16 protein-coding genes and 1 pseudogene are annotated in these 18,450 nt (G+C 62.0%); 12 read left to right on the plus strand and 5 right to left on the minus strand.

The window, feature by feature from the left end; translation table 11 throughout:
- Positions 1-31: 31 nt before the first annotated feature.
- Both WKF55_08350 and WKF55_08355 read right to left on the minus strand, forming a co-directional pair.
- Positions 32-2,386 carry a ShlB/FhaC/HecB family hemolysin secretion/activation protein gene (locus WKF55_08350; protein ID MEJ7759591.1) on the minus strand — a complete coding sequence of 785 codons (2,355 nt, stop codon included), beginning with the start codon at positions 2,384-2,386 and terminating at the stop codon, positions 32-34.
- A gap of 3 nt (positions 2,387-2,389) precedes the next feature.
- On the minus strand, positions 2,390-3,145 hold the full coding sequence (locus WKF55_08355) for a hypothetical protein (protein MEJ7759592.1): 756 nt from the start codon (positions 3,143-3,145) through the stop codon (positions 2,390-2,392).
- A 155-nt stretch (positions 3,146-3,300) separates the two neighbouring features.
- Between WKF55_08355 and WKF55_08360 the strand changes: the two genes are divergently transcribed.
- The 3 genes and pseudogenes from WKF55_08360 (at position 3,301) to arfB (ending at position 5,640) form a co-directional block, all read left to right on the plus strand.
- Entirely contained in the window at positions 3,301-4,074 is a 774-nt protein-coding gene (locus WKF55_08360; GenBank protein MEJ7759593.1) for an ABC transporter ATP-binding protein, read from the plus strand.
- Positions 4,067-5,167, plus strand: a complete 1,101-nt coding sequence (locus tag WKF55_08365; protein ID MEJ7759594.1) for an ABC transporter permease — start codon at positions 4,067-4,069, stop codon at positions 5,165-5,167. Before WKF55_08360 ends, WKF55_08365 begins: the two co-directional genes overlap by 8 nt.
- 65 nt (positions 5,168-5,232) lie before the next feature.
- A pseudogene (arfB, locus tag WKF55_08370) lies at positions 5,233-5,640 on the plus strand (alternative ribosome rescue aminoacyl-tRNA hydrolase ArfB).
- Between the two features lie 21 nt (positions 5,641-5,661).
- Here the strand turns inward: arfB and WKF55_08375 are convergent.
- Positions 5,662-6,510 (minus strand): 5'-3' exonuclease H3TH domain-containing protein, encoded by an 849-nt coding sequence (locus WKF55_08375; GenBank protein MEJ7759595.1) that lies wholly within the window; start codon positions 6,508-6,510, stop codon positions 5,662-5,664.
- Positions 6,511-6,523: 13 nt separating this feature from the next.
- Between WKF55_08375 and WKF55_08380 the strand changes: the two genes are divergently transcribed.
- The 9 genes from WKF55_08380 (at position 6,524) to WKF55_08420 (ending at position 16,008) form a co-directional block, all read left to right on the plus strand.
- Positions 6,524-7,531 carry an EamA family transporter gene (locus WKF55_08380; protein ID MEJ7759596.1) on the plus strand — a complete coding sequence of 336 codons (1,008 nt, stop codon included), beginning with the start codon at positions 6,524-6,526 and terminating at the stop codon, positions 7,529-7,531.
- A gap of 44 nt (positions 7,532-7,575) precedes the next feature.
- Positions 7,576-8,499, plus strand: coding sequence for a hypothetical protein (locus WKF55_08385; protein ID MEJ7759597.1), 924 nt, complete (start codon positions 7,576-7,578; stop codon positions 8,497-8,499).
- Positions 8,496-9,848: a hypothetical protein gene (locus tag WKF55_08390; GenBank protein ID MEJ7759598.1), complete on the plus strand. Its 1,353-nt coding sequence runs from the start codon at positions 8,496-8,498 to the stop codon at positions 9,846-9,848. The genes WKF55_08385 and WKF55_08390 overlap by 4 nt, the downstream gene beginning before the upstream one ends.
- Positions 9,845-10,987: a carboxylate-amine ligase gene (locus WKF55_08395; GenBank protein MEJ7759599.1), complete on the plus strand. Its 1,143-nt coding sequence runs from the start codon at positions 9,845-9,847 to the stop codon at positions 10,985-10,987. The genes WKF55_08390 and WKF55_08395 overlap by 4 nt, the downstream gene beginning before the upstream one ends.
- Positions 10,984-11,802, plus strand: coding sequence for a gamma-glutamyl-gamma-aminobutyrate hydrolase family protein (locus tag WKF55_08400; GenBank protein MEJ7759600.1), 819 nt, complete (start codon positions 10,984-10,986; stop codon positions 11,800-11,802). Before WKF55_08395 ends, WKF55_08400 begins: the two co-directional genes overlap by 4 nt.
- Positions 11,803-11,896: 94 nt before the next feature.
- A complete protein-coding gene (locus tag WKF55_08405; GenBank protein ID MEJ7759601.1) occupies positions 11,897-12,586 on the plus strand; it encodes an alpha/beta hydrolase-fold protein in 690 nt (229 codons plus the stop codon).
- A 7-nt stretch (positions 12,587-12,593) separates the two neighbouring features.
- The gene (locus WKF55_08410) at positions 12,594-13,814 is read left to right on the plus strand and encodes an ATP-grasp domain-containing protein (GenBank protein MEJ7759602.1); all 1,221 of its coding nucleotides are present in this window, start codon (positions 12,594-12,596) and stop codon (positions 13,812-13,814) included.
- A gap of 40 nt (positions 13,815-13,854) precedes the next feature.
- Positions 13,855-15,072, plus strand: a complete 1,218-nt coding sequence (locus WKF55_08415; protein MEJ7759603.1) for an ATP-grasp domain-containing protein — start codon at positions 13,855-13,857, stop codon at positions 15,070-15,072.
- A gap of 6 nt (positions 15,073-15,078) precedes the next feature.
- Positions 15,079-16,008, plus strand: coding sequence for an alpha/beta hydrolase-fold protein (locus WKF55_08420; protein MEJ7759604.1), 930 nt, complete (start codon positions 15,079-15,081; stop codon positions 16,006-16,008).
- On the opposite strand, the gene WKF55_08425 is transcribed toward WKF55_08420, so the two are convergent.
- Together WKF55_08425 and WKF55_08430 are read right to left on the minus strand one after the other, a co-directional pair.
- Complete coding sequence (locus WKF55_08425; protein MEJ7759605.1) at positions 15,947-18,040, minus strand: alpha-amylase/4-alpha-glucanotransferase domain-containing protein; 2,094 nt, start codon at positions 18,038-18,040, stop codon at positions 15,947-15,949. The genes WKF55_08420 and WKF55_08425 overlap by 62 nt on opposite strands.
- The coding region (locus tag WKF55_08430; GenBank protein MEJ7759606.1) for a DUF3536 domain-containing protein at positions 18,037-18,450 on the minus strand (414 nt) is incomplete at its 5' end. The genes WKF55_08425 and WKF55_08430, both read right to left, overlap by 4 nt.

Here is an 18,450-nt window from a genome sequence, read left to right on the forward strand (position 1 = left end):
CGCGCCCTCTTTGCACGCCGGAAGCGGTCCGCTAGAACCGCGCCTCGACGTACAGGTTCGCCCTCACTTTTTTCTCGGGATAAATCCCGCGTGCGACATCAAACCGGACTAGGCCGTCGAGGAACGATGCGCCGACACCCGCGCCACTTATCGGACGGCCTGGCGAATCGAAATCCTTCCGACTGCCTGCCCAGCCCAAGTCTCCAAACACTACCGGCCGCGCACCCACGAAGCTGGTGCCGAGCTCGACTCTTGTCATCCAGAACGCATCGCCAGTTGATGCGCCAGGACGCTGGCCGCGCACAGTCTGCGTTCCGCCGAGATACCATAGCCGTTGTGAGGGTACTGCGCCGCCGGAGGTGCCCGCGCTCAGCGTGAACGCGCCGCTCAGCCGGGGACCAAGTCCGTGCGATATCGTCGCGTCGAACATCGCTCTCGAATAATCGAAGTCTCCCGCTGCCGCCTCCGCGCGCAGACTCCCAAATAATCGCAAGCCACGCGGGTCGAGTCCGCGCGACCCATGCCGCTCGAGTGCAAGTCCAAGAACGTTGCCGTTCTCCACGTCGATGTTGTCGCGAAAGTCACCGCCGCCGATGCTGCGGGCAAGTGAGAAGTTCGTCTTTTTCTTCGCGTCGCCGTGACGCTCCGCAAATACCCGCCATGATCCAGTCGCCGAGTCATCAGCTGTGCCGGCCAGCTCGAGACCGAACGACCGGAAATAGAAACCTTCATCGCGGCCAAACAGCAATGCCGACAGCGAACTCCCAAAGCTGAAAGGGTCTGCCCAGTCATTTGCCGACGATAGTCGGCGGTACAGGCCCACGCCAATCGTACGGCGACCATCGGTGCGGGAGAGGCCCAGCTCCCCGTTCGGCGACCAGTCTGCGATGCCGATTCGCGCCATTGCCCGCGCGGTATAACCTCCGCCCAGGCTTTGCCTCACTGCTATGCCTGTGGACAGTGCTTCGATCCGGTTGTATCGGGTCAACCCGAGTCCGTAGGTGATCACAGGTTTCTGAGGAACGAACCCCGGCTGTGCGCCAAGCGACAACGCCGCGTCGATCAGAGCGTCGCGCTCCTTCGCTCCGAAAACTTCCTCGCCGTCGTCATAGATCGACTTGGGCAGCTCGGGTGCATTTGCAAGCGCGACCGTATCGCAAGACAGCCTGCTGATGATCTGCAACTGTCCCTCGTGCCGCGACATTGTGCGGGTGCGCTCACCACCTGCCTTGCATTCATTGCGACGAATTACGGCGCGGCGCGATCGCGACACCGAGTCCTGCGCCGTATCGCCGACAGCGATCTGCACCAGCGGGCCCATGCTTGTGCCATTCACGCTCGCGTACTTGAAGCTCTGCTCGATCTTGAACGGCACCCGCATGAACCCAGCCTGCGCACTTCCCTCGACGCCTTGCAGCCTTGGCAGCCAGAACCGCCCTTCGTGGAGTCCGTACTCGACGGTGATTGCGTTAACCTGCGCGGTGAGCGGAGTTATCGCCGCTGTAACCCACTTGGGCGGCTTGTCGTCTTCATCTTCTTCTTCATTGGCGATCTTCCATATATCCATCGGCTCTGCGAGGCGATAGACAGCGCGAACCAACCGCGCGCTCGAGACTTCGAACCAGAGTGATCCCAGCGCGACGTTCCAGGCTGGGGCGCGCGGACGCACGACAAGTTCCCGCAGCTCTATGCGGCGGCTGCCGGGAAGCTGAAAGCTCACCGAATCGCCTGTCGCGTAGGTGTAGTACGCTTCCGCACCACGCGCGAGCGGATGGATAATCTCGCTCTCGTTGATGTCGGATTTGGCGATCCCCGACCCGACCCAGAGTGTCTCGCGTCCCGGATAGTAGGGAATCGGAATGTCGTAACTGTCGAACTCGGCGTCGCCTGCTCCTTCGAGCATTGGCATCACGTGACGTTTGCCAAGGATCTGCACGAGCGCGGGACCGCCTCGCTGCCACGTGACCCGGCCGACTCTCTCGGTGCGCATCAGCAGCCGCTCGCGACTGATGCGCTTGAGCCCTATTCCAACGGAGAGCCGCTCGTAGGACGTTGCATCGTAGCCCCGGAGCGCGGAATCCTGTTCCAGGCGCGAGGTGCGCGCCGCCGCAAGCAGTGCACCAGCGCGGGAATCACGAAACGCCGACGCCACCAGCGCCGGCGTCACCGCAGTCCGCTTTGCCCTCCTCGACTCGATCCGCGCCGAATCCTTCGCCTTGTTGACCACCCGCATCGAGTCGCGCCGGTTTTCCCGGTAGATGCGGATCGAATCGTCGCGGGCAATTGTCCTGACGGAATCGACATCGATGCGTTTTGTCGGAGACTTCCCTACCTGGATACCTATACTGGACTGCGCGAGAACGAGAACAGTCAACAAGGCGTACATGATTTACCAGCCGCGACCGCGGTGACGCTCGCGGGGGAAAGTGTAGGACACTCCCAGCTGCCACGTCACCATGTCGGTCTTGCTCGTCCGCGGGGATAGCGTGATCGATCCGTCGGGATTGTCGCGGATATCACCTTCGCGCAGATACGTCGCCTCGCCGCCTCTGAAGTACCGTCCGCCTCCGTGAAGCTTCCACGATCTCGACTGTCCGAAAGGAACGTAAAGGCCGCCACCGAGGATGTACGCCGTCGTTGCGTCGCTCGCGTTGTCGGAGCTCGCGTAATCGTACTCACTGTCCGAGCCCCGCAACGACGTCGACGTCACGAAACTCGCCACCCCGATCGCGGCGTGAACGTAGGGCTGAATCGGCCCCACCGGCACAGTGATTTGCGGGCCGATACTGCCCCAGCCAACCATGTTGGTAGTCTCGATATCGAGCGAGACGCGCCCGGTTATCGGCAGATATGGAGCGTAGAGCGTCTCGCTTCCGTACTGCATGCCGCCGAGGTCGGCGCGGATGCTGAAAATCCCCTCGCGGTCGAGGCGGAAAAGGCCGGCTACATTCGCACCGTAACCCTCGTCGATCTGACTCGCCAGCTCGCCCTTTGGCTGAGCGGCGAGCAGGTCACCGACAAGGGTGAATCTGGACGGTCCGACATCGCGCACCCGCGGTCGGCGCCTGATCTGCGCGTCAGCGGAAGCGGCGAAAAACGGCAGCACCACGAGCGCAACGAGTATCGATGAACGAATCAACCGCATAGCTTCTCCCTCGGATTGGATGCGTGAGCCCAAGGCACTACCAGTGCCCCGGGCGCCGCAAATGCCATATGATGCTACGACAACGGTTTAGTATTGTTTCAGCCGCAGCACCCGCCCCGCGGCTGACCTTATTATATGACACAATTTTTCCCGCAATGGTGACACCTCCCCCTCCCCACGCTCTGGTGGTGCGCGGGCTGCGCAGGGCATACAGCGACGTTGTAGCCGTCGACGGTCTCGAGCTCGACGTCATGACCGGCGAATGCTTCGGCCTGCTGGGACCGAACGGAGCGGGGAAGACCACTACGATCGAAATCTGCGAGGGACTGCTGGAGCGGGACTCGGGCGATCTCGAAGTGCTCGGCATGACCTGGGAAAACGACTCCGCCGACTTGCGTGAGCGGCTCGGCATTCAGCTACAGGAAACCCAGCTGTCCGACAAGCTTTCGGTGAGCGAGACGCTCAGACTTTTTCGCAGCTTCTACGATCGCGGGCGCGAAGTATCCGACGTCATCGAGGCGGTCCAGCTCGGCGAGAAGCGGGACGCGCGCATCGGGACGTTATCCGGTGGGCAGAAGCAGCGGCTGGCGGTGGCGTGTGCGCTGGTCGGCAACCCAGACCTGTTGTTTCTCGATGAGCCGACAACCGGCCTCGATCCCCAGTCCCGCCGGCAACTGTGGACACTCATCGAGGACTTCCGGACGTCGGGCGGCACAATCGTTCTCACTACTCATTATATGGATGAGGCCGAGCGACTCTGCGACCGCGTTGCTATCGTCGACCACGGGCGGGTCATTGCGCTTGGAACCCCGCAGGAGCTGATCGACTCCATCGGTGCGTCCCTGCCGCCTCCGCCGCCGAGGGCGAGCACGGCGACGCTCGAGGATGTATTTGTCGTTCTGACGGGGAGAACACTCCGCGATGAGTGATGTAACCGTAGCTGTTTCGCCGCGGGAAGGTGTGACCAGACGGTCCCGTGGATTCATCGATCGATCGCTGGTTCAGCTTACGCTCGTGCGGTTCAGGGAATTCGTTCGGCAGCCCGAAGCGGTGTTCTGGACTTTTGGATTCCCGATTCTGCTTGCGGTCGGACTGGGGGTGGCGTTCCGCGCCCGCGCGCCGGAGCGGCCACGGGTCGCAGTCGTAAACAACGGTCCGGCGGCGGCGGCGATCGTCAGCTCGCTTCAGAAGGATTCGTCACTCACCATCGAACTTCTGAGTGACACTGCGGCGGTCCGCGCTTTGCGCACGGCAAAAGTTGCGCTGCTGATAGTTCCCGGTGCGGATGGATCGGTGCGCTACGACTACGACCCTCTTCGCGAGGAATCGGGCAGTGCACGCCTCGTCGCGGACCGGGCGATTCAGGTTGCGGCGGGCCGGGCCGACCTTGTCGCCGTTTCCGAGCGAAGGATTACGGAGGCAGGCTCGCGGTACATCGACTTCGTGGTGCCCGGCCTGCTGGGCATGAATCTCATGGGAAGCGGAATCTGGGGACTCGCGTTTTCGATCGTGGATGCGCGCGGCAAGAAGCTGTTGAAACGATTCATGGCGACACCGATGTCGAGAATCGAGTACCTGCTGTCGTTCCTCCTGTCGCGGCTCGTATTCCTCGTGCTCGAGGTCGTGACCCTCGTCGGGGTTGGAGTATTTGTATTTGGCGTTCCGCTTCGCGGCTCGGTTGCCGGCCTTGCGGTGATCTGCCTGTTGTCAGCGTTTGCGTTTGGCGGGCTCGGGCTACTCATCTCGTCGCGGGCAACTACCGTTGAGGGAGTGTCGGGACTCACCAACTTCGTGATGCTCCCGATGTGGATCTTTTCCGGCGTGTTCTTCGCGTCGAGCAATTTTCCGGGTGTCTTTCAGCCTCTGATTCAGGCATTGCCGCTCACCGCGGTGAACGATGCGTTGCGGGCAAACATGCTCGAAGGTGCAAGTCTGGCGAGCGTGGGTGGGGAGCTTGCCATCATCACTGCGTGGATGGTGATCGGGTTCGTGGCTGCCCTCAAACTGTTCCGGTGGCGATAGGCGACGAGACTGGCGCGGCAGGCGATGCCCCGCTACACCGTCCATCCCGGAACGTAATCGTCGTTGACGATCAGCTCTCCATTCCGCGCTCGGAGCTCGAAGTAAAGACATCCCGCTCATCGGGGGCCGGCGGACAGCATGTGAACAAGACGTCGTCTCGGGTGGAGATCACCTGGAATGTCGCGTTGTCGCCATCGCTCACCGACGAGCAGCGTCAGGTGCTCACCGCCCGCCTGGCGTCCCGTGTCTCTCTCGAAGGTGCGATCCGCGTCGTCGCCAGCGACACGCGCAGCCAGCTCCGCAATCGTGAACACGCGGAGGCGCGGCTGATCGACATGGTGAAACGTGGCCTCACTGTACCGAAGCGCAGGAGAGCCACAAAGCCGCCACGCAGCGCCAATCAAGCGCGTCTCACCGTGAAGAGGAAACAATCAGACAAGAAACGTGAGCGACGGCGTCCCGCGCCGGAGTAAAGTTTTCGCTGCGCGTCTACATCATTGGCTCGACGTATTCCGTGCCTGGCCGTCCCCCGCCTGAAGACAACGCGCCAACAGACGCGTGTCCCCGATCTGTTCTGTCCATCCCTCAAAGCTGTCGGTCGGACCGCACCATTCGAGCTGGTCGACATGTGCGAAGAGAGGCGCATCGGTTCTCAGTGTCGCGAGCGTCTTGAACAACATCGCCCGGTCGCGGTCTGCGCCAAGAATGCCTGCGGGAAAGAGTTCGATTGGCCCGTGCGTGTTGAGGAGGTTTGCGGCTGTGACGCGACCGACTCCGCGAATGCCCGGGTAGCCGTCCTGCGCGTCGCCGACCAACGCGAGAAAATCGGGAATAAGCGCCGGCTCAACGCCGAACTTCAAACGCACACCTTCGGCACTCCGGATCTGCTTTCCGCGCCGGTCTATCTGCACCACGAAATCGCCACGCACGCATTGCGCGAGGTCCTTGTCGTTCGCCCAGATGCAGATCTTCTCGACACGCGGATCCGCCGCGGCGAGGTGCGCCGCAGAGGCAAGCGCGTCATCTGCCTCGAGCTCGACCATTGGCCAGACCACGACTCCCATCGCAACGAGCGCCTCCTCGAGCGGCTGAAACTGCGCGCGCAGCGTGGGCTCGATACCGTCTCCCGTCTTGTAGTCGGGCCAAAGCTCATTGCGGAAGGATTCGATCACATGGTCGGTGGCGACGCCGACGTGAGTGGCGCCTGTTTCAATCATCTCCAGCACCGAATGCAACACCCCGGCGACCGCGCCGAAGGGCTTGTCCCTGCCTTTATTGAAGCGGCGCTGGCCGTAGAAGTGGCGGAAGAGCTCGTAGGTGCCGTCGATCACGTGGACAATCATTTTTTTCCTCGGCGTGGCGCACCGATGTAAACGCGGGATATTTCTTCCCCTCATCGTCGGGAAGAACATTCGGAAAGGAAACGTGAACGACAGCGTCCCACCACGGAGCAAAATCATCGCGGCATTTGCCGCGATTTATGTCATATGGGGCTCGACGTATCTTGGCATCCGGCTGGTCGTCGAGACGATGCCACCTTTTCTGACGTCGGGTGTCCGGTTTCTGATCGCAGGAAGTATCCTCTTCTGCTGGTCATGGTTCCGCGACGGGGAGCGGCCGACCCGGCTCCACTGGCGCAATGCTGCGATCGTTGGTGCCTTTCTTCTCCTGGGCGGCAATGGGGGCGTGAGCTGGGCCGTGCAGTTCATTCCATCGGGCATTGCGGCGCTGCTCGTCGCGATTCCGTGGCTCGTTCTCGTCGACTGGGCCCGCCCGAACGGAGTTCGTCCCAGTCGCGGTGTGCTCGTTGGACTCCTCGTTGGCCTCATCGGCGTGGCGGTGCTGATTGGTCCCGCCGTCATGGACCCGGGCGCTGTCCCAGTCGGTAGGGCAGCGAGCAAAGGCATCCGGCCGGGCGCCGTATTCGTGCTGCTGCTCACGTCCATTTCATGGGCCACTGGATCGATTTTCTCGCGACATGCCGTGATGCCGCGTTCCTCCAACCTGGGAACCGGCATGCAGATGTTATGCGGCGGAGCCTTGTTGTCCCTTGTCGGAATAATTATAAGGGAGCCCATGCGATTCGATGCCGCGGCAGTCTCGGCCAGATCCCTGATGGCGCTTGTGTATCTGATATTTATTGGATCGCTGATCGGTTATTCAGCGTATATGTGGCTGCTCAAGGTGGCGACGCCGGCCCGGGTCGCGACTCACGCCTATGTAAACCCAGTGGTCGCGGTTTTTCTGGGTTGGGCGTTCGCGGGTGAAGATCTGTCGGTTCGAACGATAATCGCGGCCACAATCATCGTCAGCGCAGTCGCCATCGTCACGACTGCCCGATCCTCGCCGGCCGTGCAGGACTGAGAGCCTGCGTTATGTTGTTCAGGCCCCTTAACGAGCGCTCAACAATGGAACAGAAAATCGGCCTCCTCGTCGGACGCGAATGGTCCTTTCCCCCGGCATTCATCGAAGAGGTGAACCGCCGCCAGGCGGGAGTGGTCGCCGAGTATGTGTCTCTGGACATCACGCGAATGGGCGAGCCCGGCGAATATGCGGTGATCATCGATCGCATCTCGCACGAAGTCGGCTTCTACCGGGCGTATCTCAAGCACGCGTCCCTCCTGGGCACGAAGGTGGTGAACAATCCGTTCATGTGGTCGGCCGACGACAAATTCTTCGACGCTTCACTGGCGACAGTGCTCGGCGTGGCGAGCCCGAAGACTGTCGTGCTCCCCAACCGGGATTACATCCCCAGCATCTCACATTCCGAGAGCCTGCGGAATCTGAAATTTCCCATGGACTGGGAGGGCGCGATTGAGTACGTCGGACTGCCCTGCGTGCTCAAGGACGCGCACGGCGGTGGATGGCGCGATGTCTACATCTGCCACTCCCTCGATGAGGTGATGCGCGACTACAACAACAGCGGTCTCCTCACGATGGTGCTCCAGGAATTCATCGAGTGGGACAAGTACATCCGCTGCCTCTGCCTCGGACAGCAGGACGTGCTCCCCATGCAATACGATCCCAAGGCGCGCCGTTATATCGAGGACGAGAGCTACCTGTCACCCGCGCTCAAACAGCGGATCGTCGACGATGCGCTGACGCTGGTTCGCGCGCTCGATTACGACATGAACAGTGTCGAGTTCGCGGTGCGCGACGGCGTGCCGTATGCAATCGACTTCATGAACCCGGCGCCGGACATGGATATCAACTCGCTGACGCAGCCGTTTTTCGACTGGACTGTGAAGCACATGGCCGACATGGCCATCCGCATGGCACAGGCGCCTCGTACGTCACCACAACCGGCAAAGTTCGCGACGGTGCCGGGGTGAAGTCTGCGATCGACCGCTATCACGACCTGCTCACACCGCAGGTCGCCGCAGATTCGCACGAGTGGTTCAAGGAGCAGTTGCGCGCGAGGGGCCTCGAGTTTGGCGGTCGCCCGCTCTGCTCCGTGCTCCGTCCCCGATTTCTTACGCCTGCGCAATACCGGCTGATTGCCGATCGGTCGGCGCTGGTACTGTCGGCGCTCGAGACGGCGCGTGTGGCAGCAATGGCCGATCAGGAGATCCGCGTTCAGTTCGGCCTGCTGGACTGGGAAGAGACACTCATTCACGACGATCCCGGCTACAGCGACGCCAGCCCCACATCCCGCCTCGATGCATTCTTCGCCGAGGGGCCCGATGGGTCGGGGCTCAAGTTCACTGAGTACAACGCCGAGACGCCGGCTGGCGCGGGGTACTCCGATGCGCTCACCGAGCTCTTTCTTTCGCTACCAGTGATGGCGGACTTCAGGCGCGACTACAACTGCTGGCCGCTCCCGGCAGCTCCAGGGGTGGGACACGCGTTGCTCGACGCGCACCGGCAATGGAGCGGCTCGCGCGTGGCTCCCAGGATCGCGATCGTCGATTGGTCCGACGTTCCGACGCGAAGCGAATTCATGCTCTTCCAGGACTTCTTTCAGCGCAACGGACTCGAATGCGTGATCGTCGATCCGCGCGAGATGGAATACCGGAACGGAAAGCTGCTGGCCGGTGACATGCACGTCACGCTCATCTACAAGCGCGTCCTTATCGATGAACTGGTGGAGAAGTGCGGCCTCGGGCACGACGTAGTGCGCGCGGTGCGGGAGGGTGCCGTTTGCATGGTGAATCCGTTCCGTTGCAAGCTGCTGCACAAGAAGGCGAGCCTCGCCGTCGTCGGCGACGAGCGCAACGCGGGCCTTTTCACCGAGGCCGAGCGGCGCGCGGTCGCGATGCATGTCCCGTGGACGCGTGTTGTCGCCGAGCGGGAGACGGAGATGGAGGGCAGTCGGATCGATCTGCTGCCGTGGATGTCGGATAACCGCGACCAGCTGGTCCTCAAGCCGAACGACGACTACGGTGGTCGCGGGATCGTTCTTGGATGGACCGTTAGCAGTGAAAAATGGGAGGACGCCATCCGTGTAGCGCTCGACGCGCCGTACATCGTGCAGCAGCGGGTGGCGATTCCGGAGGAGCCGTTTCCTTCCTGGGTCGACGGGAAACTGGACATCCACGATCGCTCGCTCGATACTGCGCCCTACGTGTCACAGGGCCGCTTCGTGGAAGGTTGTCTCACGCGCATTTCCACCGACGAGCTGCTGAACGTCACCGCCGGCGGCGGCTCCAACGTGCCGACTTTCCTGCTGGAGAAGCGATGAAAAAATCCGACATGGTGGCTCCCTCACTAACCGTCGGGATTGAAGAGGAGTATCAGATCATCAATCCCGAGACCAGGGAGCTTCAGAGCGGAATCGACAAGATCATGAAGTCCGACCTGCCGCTGCTGCGCGACGTCAAGCCGGAGTTGCACCAATGCCAGGTTGAGGTCGGCACGCGAGTCTGCAACACGATCCAGGAAGCACGAGAAGAGCTGGTGAAACTGCGCCGCGCGATCATCGAGACGACGGCAACCCACGGGCTCACCATCGCCGCCGCAGGCACGCATCCGATCTCATCCTGGCAGCAACAGAACACAACGCCGCTCGAGCGCTACCTCGGCGTGAAGGAGGAGCTGCAGGAACTGGCAGACCGCCTTCTGATATTCGGTACCCACGTCCACATCGGTATCGAGGATCCCGAGTTCCGCATCGACTGTCTGAACGCGGCGCGGTACGTCCTCCCCCATATCCTCTGCCTGTCCACGAGCTCGCCATTCTGGATGGGGCGGAATACGGGATTGAGATCCTACCGGAGCATCATCTTCAAGAACTTCCCGCGGAGTGGCGTGCCGCGGGTGTTTTCAAGCAACGCGGATTATCTGGAGCTGGTGGACATGCTCGTGCGGACGAAGAGCATCCCTGACGCGTCAAAGCTCTGGTGGGATGTGCGACCGCACTACAAGTACCCAACGCTGGAGTTCCGGAACTGCGACGTCTGCACGCGCGTGGACGAGGCGATTTGCGTCGCCGCCATTCTTCAGGCAGTGGTCGCAAAAATGTGGAAGCTGAGATGCGACAATCTTGCTTTCCGGGTGTATCGGTCGGAGCTCATCGAAGAGAACAAATGGCGCGCTGTCCGATGGGGTTTGAAGGGAAAGCTCATAGATTTCGGGAAGAAGCAGGAGCTTCCCGCTCCGGTGCTCATCCGGGAACTCATCGAATGGTTCCTTGGCGACGTGATGGATGAGCTGGGCACGCGGAAGGAGATCGAATACGCCTACAGGATTATCGATGAAGGGTCGAGCGCCGACCGGCAGCTCGCAACGTTCAAGCGTACGGGAGATTTGAAGAGTGTCGTTGATCAGATCATCGCAGAAACCGCCGAGGGCGTCATGACGCCGGGTGCGGGTACTACATGACCGGCGCAAGGCCTGTCATCGGCGTTACGACGCAGACGCTCGAGGAGATACCGGACGAGCTTCCGCGCTGCTGGATCATGAGTCAGCGGTACGTGCGCACGCTCACCGCGTCGGGTGCGGTGCCCTGGATAATCCCGCTCCTCGACGACGAAGCGACGTTGCGTGAAATCTACGACCGGCTCGACGGAGTGTTCCTTCCGGGCGGGGTCGATATCGATCCGGATTCGTACCACGAGACCCGGTCGAGCGCCTGCGGCCGCGTCGACCCGGATCGCGACCGTACGGAAATCATGATCGCGGAATGGGCAGTGCAGGACCGGAAGCCAATTCTCGCTGTATGCCGCGGGGTTCAGCTGCTGAATGTTGCCGCCGGCGGGACGCTCTATCAGGACATCGGCTCGGAGTATCCGGGGGCGATCAGGCACGACTATTTCCCCAAGGCGGGCGAGCACACACGGCAGGACCTTGTGCATCCTGTGAATGTCGTGGCGGACACGCGCCTGAGCCGCATGGTTGGCGCGAATACCGTCCTCGTCAACAGCATGCACCATCAGGGCATCAAGCGGCTGGCACCGACCCTCGTTGCGAACGCCTTTGCGCCTGACGGGCTCATCGAGGGGGTCGAGTCCACGGGAGGCGACTTCGTGTTCGGCGTGCAGTGGCATCCGGAGGATCTTGCAGACTCCGACCCGATAATGCGGAGTCTCTTCGACGAGTTCATCGAAGCTTCGACAGCGTGGCGCGGAGAAGCGCGGCCGCAACGCGCCAGCGGGCGGCCGAGGCTGGTGAGGGCATCAGGCGGCTCAGCAAACTGAGGATCGCCCGGAACAGGAGAGCCGCCTGAAATTTGTAGACGATCGTCTCCCGCGCCGCCTCGACGGATGGCGGAGCCCCAGGCTGGGCCTGCAGATGCCGATTGTCACGTACGGCACTCGCGGCCGGCCAATCCTGCTCTTTCCGACTGCAGCGGCCGACTACCTCGAAAACGAGCGCTTCTTCCTCATCAAGGCGGTGGAACCGGCAATCATGGCGGGCCGGATCAGGCTGTTCTCCATCGACAGTATCAACCAGCACGCATGGATGGATCGCTCACTCCCGATACGCGAGCAGGCGCGCCGGCAGTCGCTCTATTCAGGCTACGTCGAGGAAGAAGTCGTCCCGTACATCCGCGCCGCGGTGGGCAACGCTTCGGAGCGCATCGCCACCGCGGGTGCGAGCTTCGGCGCATTTCACGCCGCCAACGCATTTTTCCGTCGTTCAGACCTCTTCGACACGCTGATCGGAATGAGTGGCTTTTACGATCTCGGGCCTTCCTACCTGCGCGGCTACACCGACGAGAATTGCTTCTTCAATAACCCGGCGTGGTATCTTCCGGGACTCTCGGGCGGACCGCTTAACACGCTCCGGAATCACTCCCGCATTGTGATCGCGACGGGTCAGGGAGCATATGAAGCTCCGTCAGCGTCGCGCAATCTTTCCGCGATTCTCAACCGGAAAGGGATTCCGCACAAGCTCGATCTATGGGGGCATGACGTGAACCACGACTGGCCATGGTGGCGCAAGATGCTGCCTCACTTCATCGACGAGCTCGGTTATTAACCCACCGATGCCGATCGTAGTGTTTGTGGCGCCCATCCTGTCCGATAATGCATCCCGGATGATCGAGGCGGTGGGGAGCCTGCCGAATATCCGCCTCGGGGTGATCACTCAGGATCCTGCGGAAAAGATGTCGCCGCAGGTGGCCGCGATGGTGCACGGCCACTGGCGTGTTGATAGTGTGCTCGACTCGGGTCAGTTGTCGTGGGCGGCGGAGGAGTTGTCACGCCGCCTGGGGCCCATCGACCGCCTCTTTGGGGCGTACGAGCAGTTGCAGGTCCCGCTTGCAGAGGTTCGCGAAAAGCTGAACATCCGGGGAATGCGGGCGGGCGTCGCACGACGCTTCCGTGACAAGGCCGAGATGAAGGATGCATTTCGCGCCGCTGGTGTGCCATGCGCGAAGCACGCTCTCGTGGAGAATGTGGAGGAGGCTTTAGCGTTCGCGCGTGAGGTGGGGTTTCCGCTGGTCATCAAGCCTCCCGCCGGCGCCGGCGCTATCGCGACGTTCCGCGTCGACGACGAGTTGTCTTTGCTTGAGGCATTGGCGGCAGCAGCTCCACGTCCCGGTCATGCGGCTTTGGTCGAAGAATTCGTCACCGGCGACGAGTACTCGCTGGAGACCATCTCGATCGACGGGCGCGCCGTCTGGCATTCGCTCACCCGCTACTACCCGACGCCGCTGGAAGTCGTGCGCAATCCGTGGATCCAGTGGTGTGTGGTCTGCCCCCGCGAGGCCGACGACGCGCAGTACGACGACATCCGCGAGATGGGGTCACGCGCTCTCGAAGTCCTGGGCATGGACACCGGCCTGACCCACATGGAATGGTTCCGGCGGCGCGATGGAACGCTCGCCATCTCGGAGGTTGCCGCCCGCCCGCCCGGTGCACAGATCACGACGTTGAACTCCCGCGCTCACGATATCCATTTCGTCCGGGCTTGGGCGGAGCTGATGGTCTTCGGCACCTTCGAACTTCCCGTGCGAAAGTACGCTACGGGCATTGCCTTCCTGCGCGGGCAGGGAAGCGGCAGGATCCGCCAGGTGCATGGTCTCGACCAGATCGGCGGGGAGACATGGTCACTGATCGTCGACCTGAAGCTGCCATCTGCCGGGCAGGCGCCATCGGTGAGCTACGAAGGGGACGGATACGTTATTCTTCGCCATCCCGAAACAGCGGTGGTCACTCAGGCGCTGCAGCGGCTGATATCGGTTGTCAGAGTCGAGATTGGATGAAGCGCCTGTCTTTCTACGAATTAAGAGAACGGAGTGAACGATGAATGTGATGATGATCGCGCCCGGCTATCCGGATGAGATGCCATTTTTCGTTCGCGGGCTCGCGATGGAGGGCGCCGCGGTGATCGGCATTGGCGATCAGAGCGAACACGAGGTGCCGCCGATGACGAAACGGCATCTTGCTGCCTACGTGCGCGTGGACAGTCTTCAGGACGAAGATGGCGTCGTCAAAACCGCAATGCAGTGGGCAGCCGGCAGGAAAATCGACAGGGTGATTTGTCTCTGGGAGCCGGGTGTTCTGCTCGCCGCCCGCCTCCGTGAGGAGCTGGGCACCGGCGGCATGACGGTCGAGGAATGTCTCCCCTTCCGCAACAAGGACCTCATGAAGGAAAAGGTCGCGGCCGCGGGAATCCGTACACCGAAGCACAGGTCTGCAAAAAGTGCTCAAGGCGTGCGCGCTGCAGTGAAAAAAATCGGCTATCCGGTCATCATCAAGCCCATCGACGGCGCCGGCTCGATGGATACTTACCGCGTGAATAACGCCGCCGACCTGAAGGCCGCGATCGCGAAGATGGGACACATCGGAGAGGTGAACGTCGAAGAGTTCATAGACGGCGAAGAATACACCTACGACACGATCTGCATCGACGGAAAAATCGTCTACTCGAATATTGGCTACTATCGGCCGCGGCCGCTCATCGCACGGAGTGAGGAATGGATCAGCCCGCAGACTCTCTGCCTTCGCGAGACGGATGCACCGAATCTCGCCGAGGGAAACGAGATGGGGCGCGCAGTACTCGAAGCGCTGAAATTCAAGACCGGCTTCACGCACATGGAGTGGTACAGGAAGTCTGACGGAGAAGTAGTGTTCGGGGAAATCGCGGCTCGCCCGGCCGGCGCCCGTACGGTCGACCTGATGAACTTCGTTTCGGACATCGATCTCTTCCGCGGTTACGCGGAGGCGGAGGTGCATGGCCGCTTCACTGCCACCGGCGAGCGAAAATACAACACCGTGAATGTCTTCAAGCGGGCGCAGGGTACGGGTCGTATTCAGCACATTGAAGGTCTCGAGCAGCTTCGGGCGCGTTATGGACGGCACATCGTGCATGTCGACCTGCTGCCAATTGGCGCGCCCCGCCGTAACTGGGTGCAGACGCTCATTTCCGACGGATATGTCTGTGTACGGCACCCCGACCTTCAGGCAACGATGGACATTGCCGATGCCGTCGCTACCGATCTGAACCTATACGCCGGCTGAGCAGTCGTGAATTCTATAGCTGATCTTCTGCGCCGCCGACGCGGGCAATCAAACAATCCATTCGGTACAATCGAGCGGATCGATGCCGTGTACAGCCCCGAGCTCGAGAATGAGAGAGACCTTCTCGTTTCGTTGCCTAGCGGATACTCAGCAAGAGATCGCCGTTACCCGGTGATCTACATGCACGACGGCCAGAATCTGTTCGATCCGGCCACGAGCTTCGCCGGGTCATGGAACGTCGATGTCGCGATGGCCGAGGTAAGCCTCGACGGACTCGATGCCATCGTGGTCGGGATTCCGAACATGGGGCGCGATCGCCTTGCTGAATATTCCCCCTTCGAGCACCCCGAGCTCGGCGGCGGACGGGGTGACCTCTATCTCGAGTTCCTCATCAACAGAGTCAAGCCGCTCATCGACGAACAATATCTGACGGCGCCCGACCGCCGGCACACCGGCATCGTCGGCTCGTCGATGGGGGGACTGATCAGCCTCCACGCGTTCTTTCGGCACGCCGATGTTTTTGGCTTCGCGGGCGTGCTCAGTCCGTCATTGTGGCTGACCGAAGCCGCTACGTTCGGCTTCATTGAGCAAGCCCCCTTCGCTCCGGGGAAGCTTTACCTGGACGTCGGCGACCAGGAAGGCGAGCGACACGTCGCAAAAGCGCTGCGGCTGCGTGACCTTCTCGAAGCGAAGGGATACCGCCAAGGAGACGATCTCATGTGGGTGGAGGAGGAGATCGGAGCTCACCACGAATCCGCGTGGGCGCGGCGGTTCCGTGACGCGCTCCCCTTCCTTGTGCCGGGAGTCCTCGGACTCTCACCGGCCGATGAACTCGCTGAATTGACGCCGAGGACATCATCGAGCCCGCCGGATGTCACCGAATCCGACGAACACGAAGGCTCGCCGCTCCGAGGGACGCATTCCATAAGAGAGTGACCGACTGGCCCTGAACGGTTCGGTCGAGTCCCTTCTCGGATTTAGCGACAGTCTCGACAGGCGCCTCCCAACGCATCGCGGCCGGCGTGGCGCCGATCTCGAGCGGACGGAATAGCGAGATCTCCGAAGCAAACAGAGCATCGGATTCGAACGCCGATGCATCCCAGCGCCACGAGACGTCGATCGAACCATCCCCGGAAAAACGAATCCGCTTTTCGATGCCGGGACCGACGCAGACAATCTCTACGGTGTCCGGTGTCTCGATTACCTCAAAATCGAATGGCGTCCGCGCCCAGGACCCGAGCGGCAGATAGGATGCACGCGCGTGCTCGCCCGCTGTCAGGTTTGCACTCAGCATGCGGTCGACAAACAGCGCCCGGTCGTCGAGATCGATTGCGGGTCGCTCGACGAGCGTCATTGCGTGCTCGAGGTCGTGAATGCTCGCCATTCCGCCTGAATCAGCGTGTGGCACATCTCCTTTGAGCGATGCACCCGTCGCCCCCGCGACCTTTGCGCCGGCGGGTTCCGACGCGACACGGGGTGCCGCAGCCTGCGCAGCAACCCGCGCTATCCGCGCAGCCTCGGCGAGCGCCTCATCGTGATACGCCTCCCGGCGCCGCGTGAGGACATCAGCGTAGTTCACGCCGTCCTCGAAAATCGTGTACTCGACGACTGCGCCACCACGGGCCGGGGATACGATCGCCGAGAAGTGCGAGGAATGCACCCATACTTCGTCGCTGCCGTCGGCGTCGAAATCCAGTATCTCCGCGGTGAGACCCTCGCCAGTGCGCAGCTCGCCTTCTGCGCGCGCAAGATTCAGCCAGATGGCCTCGCGCAAATGCGGAAGATAGAGGCCGCCGAACACCCCATGCCACGAAGCGTCGTTGCATTGTGCACGTCCAATTGCACGCCGCGCTTCGACAGGGTCACCGCGCCGGCGACAGAGTGCGGACAACGCCATCATCTTCTTGTGCGCGCGGTTCGACTCCGGATACTTGACGAGAAAGTTCCGCCAGTGCGCGCCGCGTACGAACGCTCCGTCGCGGCCGGAGAGGCGCTCCGCTCCCAATTCGGTTTCCAGCGCGCCCAATCTGGTAACCGCCGTCGCGGGCAGCGACCATCCCTCCATCTCCCGGTATGATGCGGTGGGCAGATACGCGAGACCGCCGGGACGCAGCGCGCGAAGTGCATCGCTGCACGTACTCAGCACCATCTCACCCGACGCCGTGAGTTGCTCCATCACCGTCAGGAATTCCCGGAGCCAGCCCTTTTCATACACCCATTCGCGAGTGCCCGGCCAGCCGCCGAACTTCTCACCGTCGTCGGCAAAGACGGCAAGCCGGTGGCCCGCATTACGAAGATCGCGAACGTACGTCGCGATCTCCGAGGGAGGCCTGAAGGGAATCAGATAGCGCAGCCGCTCGTCGATCGCGAACACGTCGACCCGCTTGCCATCGCTCTCCGTGCGCCAGGGAACGTGAAGCTGCTCGCGCTGAAATCCGCTCACCAGAAAATGTCGATCGTCAACGAGCACGTAGCGCACGCCTGCGTCGGCAAGATCGGCAGCAAGCTCGGGCTCCCACACGCGCTCTGTAAGCCAGAGGCCGGTGGCGTCAACGCCGAAACGCGACGCAAGTGCTTCGCGCATCCAGATGATCTGTTCGACCCGGTCGTCGCGGGGAAGCGCGGCAAGCACCGGCTCGTAGTATCCCGAGAGCAGCAGCTCCACCTTCCCGGCAGAGGCCAGCTCACCGACGAGATCCAGATAACTGCTATGGCTCGACTCCAGCCACTCGAGCAACGGGCCCGACAGGTGCATCACGATCGGAAAAAACTCGCGCTCCACGAGGCCCTCGAGCAGCGGACGATAGACGTCGCGAGTGTGCTCCTCGAAGACAAATCCGAAATTGCCGACAGGCTGATGCTGGTGCACACCGAACACAAACCGGAGCGGATCGGCGGCAGCGCTCGTTGTGATAACAGAAGACGTCGCAAGGCTCGTCCGCTCCGCCGAATTCGAAAGTGGAGTCATGCCTTGCCGGAAGCCGCCGGATGCCGCGGCTTCACCTTCGTGCGCCAGATATCGCGGCCGTTTCCTTCGGCGGGATCGTTGCTCATGGCTTCGCCGATGCGCGCCAGCAGTCCCGCCTCGAGCCGCGCGCTGTCACCGGACAGCTCGATCGCAAAGGCCGCGTACCGGAGAACCTGAATTGTCTCGATCCGTGCGAGATCGTCGAAAAACCATGCGCACGACGTGAACATGCGGAGGGAGCCGCGCTCGATCTCGAGAAGCTCGGCAGCTCGCTCAACGCGGGCGTGGTCGGCGGGCGGCCTGGTGAAGCCCGCCACGAACGCTCGCGCTGCCGTTGCGGTAGAGCCCACCGCCTCGGCATAGCTATCTCTCACCTGCCAGGGATCGGCTGAATAAAGCTCGCACCCCTC

The organism is Gemmatimonadaceae bacterium (genome assembly GCA_037721215.1).
Classification (GTDB): Bacteria; Gemmatimonadota; Gemmatimonadetes; order Gemmatimonadales; family Gemmatimonadaceae; genus UBA4720.

Coding starts and splice junctions, on each gene's coding strand:
- WKF55_08415 (MEJ7759603.1), top strand. CDS start 13,855: ATGAATGTGATGATGATCGCGCCCGGCTATCCGGATGAGATGCCATTT.
- WKF55_08350 (MEJ7759591.1), bottom strand. CDS start 2,386: ATGTACGCCTTGTTGACTGTTCTCGTTCTCGCGCAGTCCAGTATAGGT.
- WKF55_08360 (MEJ7759593.1), top strand. CDS start 3,301: ATGGTGACACCTCCCCCTCCCCACGCTCTGGTGGTGCGCGGGCTGCGC.
- WKF55_08395 (MEJ7759599.1), top strand. CDS start 9,845: ATGAAAAAATCCGACATGGTGGCTCCCTCACTAACCGTCGGGATTGAA.
- WKF55_08365 (MEJ7759594.1), top strand. CDS start 4,067: ATGAGTGATGTAACCGTAGCTGTTTCGCCGCGGGAAGGTGTGACCAGA.
- WKF55_08405 (MEJ7759601.1), top strand. CDS start 11,897: ATGCCGATTGTCACGTACGGCACTCGCGGCCGGCCAATCCTGCTCTTT.
- WKF55_08375 (MEJ7759595.1), bottom strand. CDS start 6,510: ATGATTGTCCACGTGATCGACGGCACCTACGAGCTCTTCCGCCACTTC.
- WKF55_08400 (MEJ7759600.1), top strand. CDS start 10,984: ATGACCGGCGCAAGGCCTGTCATCGGCGTTACGACGCAGACGCTCGAG.
- WKF55_08410 (MEJ7759602.1), top strand. CDS start 12,594: ATGCCGATCGTAGTGTTTGTGGCGCCCATCCTGTCCGATAATGCATCC.
- WKF55_08425 (MEJ7759605.1), bottom strand. CDS start 18,040: ATGACTCCACTTTCGAATTCGGCGGAGCGGACGAGCCTTGCGACGTCT.
- WKF55_08385 (MEJ7759597.1), top strand. CDS start 7,576: ATGGAACAGAAAATCGGCCTCCTCGTCGGACGCGAATGGTCCTTTCCC.
- WKF55_08355 (MEJ7759592.1), bottom strand. CDS start 3,145: ATGCGGTTGATTCGTTCATCGATACTCGTTGCGCTCGTGGTGCTGCCG.